Source organism: Actinomycetospora sp., assembly GCF_055612215.1.
In genome coordinates this window covers 1-2317 of sequence record NZ_JBVPVA010000613.1, presented here as the reverse complement: position 1 = coordinate 2317, position 2317 = coordinate 1, and the positions used below count along the sequence as shown (strand labels likewise).

The following is a 2317-nucleotide window of genomic DNA, read 5'->3' as shown; positions in this document are numbered from 1 at the left end:
CCCCGAGGCCGCGCCCCCGACGGTGCTGCCGGGTGCGGTCCTGCCCGGCGCGCCCTTCCCCGGACCGCCCCTGCCCGGGTCACCCCTGCCCGGCGGGCCCCTGCCCGCATCACCTCTGCCCGGATCGCCGCCGCCGGGCGGCGCCACGCCGAACGGGACCGGCCCGGGGACGCACCGGCCGGGCACCACGGCGGGCCCGCGCGGCCCGGGACGCACGGTGTCGGCCGGCAGGGTGTCGGCCGGCACGGTGCGCTCCGGCACCTGGCCCCCCGGCTCGTCGCTGTCCCATCGGGGTGTGCCGACGGGCGGCCACCCGCGACCGCGTCACGGGGAGGCGGTCGCCCGACACGGCCGCGCCGCCCTGGTCGACCTGCGCGTCCTCGGGTCCGGCGCCGAGGTCCACGCGTCCCGCCGGGGCCTGCTCGAGCCCGCGCTCGACGTCGTCCTGCGCTGACCGCTCGGTAGGCACTGAGCGAAAGGCACCCTCGCTCGGTAGAAGCGACTGATGGTGCCCCTCGCTCAGTTCCGGCGGCTCGAGCCCTCAGCGGCGCCGCGGGCGGACCTCCACCCCGGCGGGCGTGCGGGCGCCGGCGAGTCCCACGGTGAGGTCGAGCTCGGCGAGGACGTCGCCCACCACCTGCGCCACCCCGGCGGCGCCGGCGAGCGCGAGCCCCCAGACCCAGGGCCGCCCGAGGCACACCGCGGTGGCCCCGAGCGCCAGCGCGATCGCGGCGTCCGCACCGCTGCGCACCCCCGAGTCGAGCAGCACCGGCACCCGCCCGGCGACGGCGTCCACGACGTCGGGCAGCGCGTCCAGGGACGCGACGGCGGCATCGACCTGGCGGCCGCCGTGGGTGGAGACCAGGACCCCGTCGACGCCGGCGTCCACGGCCCGCCGCGCGTCGTCGGGGTGCAGGACGCCCTTGAGCACGATGGGCAGACGGGTGCGCCCGCGCAGCGTCGCGAGGTCCTCCCACGACAGGTGCGGGCGCGCGTACACGTCGAGGAAGGTCTCGACGGCCGCTCGCGGCAGCGGCGAGGTGAGGTTGTCGAGGAACCCGCCGGGGTGGTGGCGCGTGATCTCGAGCAGGGTCCGGACCGCCTGCGGTGTGATCCGCGGCGCGGGGCCCGTCCGCGGCGCCGCCGCCCGGGCCGCCGCGAGCCGGGCGAACACCGGGTCCGAGGTGTACTGCGCGATCCCCAGGCCCCGGCTGAACGGCAGGTGCCCGAGGTCGAGGTCGCGGGGGCGCCACCCGAGCATCGTCGTGTCCAGGGTGACGACGACCGCGTCGCACCCGGTGCCCTCCGCGCGGTGCAGGAAGCTGTCGACGAGATCGTCGGAGGTCGACCAGTAGAGCTGGAACCAGCGCGGTGACGCGCCCCCGGCCGCGGCGATCGCCTCCAGGGGTGAGCCGGCCTGGTTGCTCACGATCATCGGCACCCCCGCCGCGGCGGCCCCGCGGGCGACGGCGAGGTCGGCGTCGCGACGGACCAGGTCGAGCGCGCCGATCGGCGAGAGCAGGAGCGGCGCGGCGAGACGCCGGCCGAAGAGGTCGACGGACAGGTCGCGGTCGGCCGAGCCGCGCAGCACCCGCGGCACGATCTCGTAGCGGTCGTAGGCGGCCCGGTCGGCACGCATCGTCGCCTCGGCGCCCGCCCCGCCGCTGACGTAGGCGTCCGCGGCGCGGCTCATCGCCCGCCGGCCACGCCGTTCCCGTTCCGCCGGGGCCGTGGGGACACGGGGGCGGCGACCGGAGACGCCGTCGCGGTAGATCTCCTCCTGGCGGGTGCGTCCCGGTCCGCTCGTCACGGCCGGATCGTCTAGCACGGATCGATCCCGGACGACCACGCGAGCACCTTCCGTGTCGACATCGTCACCCTCCGCTTGCAGCGTCTCCGGCCTCGGCGGACGCTCGTTGTCGACGCTAACAATCTACGCGGGAGGCATCCGATGGCGGGCGACCGATCCCTGGCCGACCGGTTCGAGCAGTGGGACGTGATGTCGAGCGTGGGCCTGACGGCGTTGGTCGTGGCCGCCGGGCGCGCCGTCGACACCCACCGGCCGGACGGGCTGATCTCGGACCCGTACGCGGAGTCCTTCGTGGCCGCCGCGGACCCGCCGCACCCGCTACCGACCCGGCCCACCGCGCCGAAGGACGACTCCGAGGACGAGACCTGGCAGATGATGTCGGGCTGCATGGGGACGCGGACCCGGTTCTTCGACGAGTACTTCGCCGACGCCACCGCGCAGGGCATCCGCCAGGTTGTGCTGCTCGCCGCCGGCCTCGACACCCGCGCGCAGCGCCTGGGACTGGCC

The 2317-nt window shown here is 76.9% G+C and carries 2 protein-coding genes and 1 pseudogene; 2 read left to right on the top strand and 1 reads right to left on the bottom strand.

Going from position 1 to position 2317, the window contains the following annotated elements:
• A pseudogene (locus tag AC0CYZ_RS16910) lies at positions 1-454 on the top strand (hypothetical protein); the annotation flags it as partial.
• An 87-nt stretch (positions 455-541) separates the two neighbouring features.
• On the opposite strand, the gene AC0CYZ_RS16905 reads toward AC0CYZ_RS16910, so the two are convergent.
• Positions 542-1810 (bottom strand): alpha-hydroxy-acid oxidizing protein, encoded by a 1269-nt coding sequence (locus tag AC0CYZ_RS16905; protein ID WP_472217395.1) that lies wholly within the window; start codon positions 1808-1810, stop codon positions 542-544.
• A 141-nt stretch (positions 1811-1951) separates the two neighbouring features.
• Between AC0CYZ_RS16905 and AC0CYZ_RS16900 the strand changes: the two genes are divergently transcribed.
• The coding region (locus AC0CYZ_RS16900; RefSeq protein WP_472217393.1) for an SAM-dependent methyltransferase at positions 1952-2317 on the top strand (366 nt) is incomplete at its 3' end.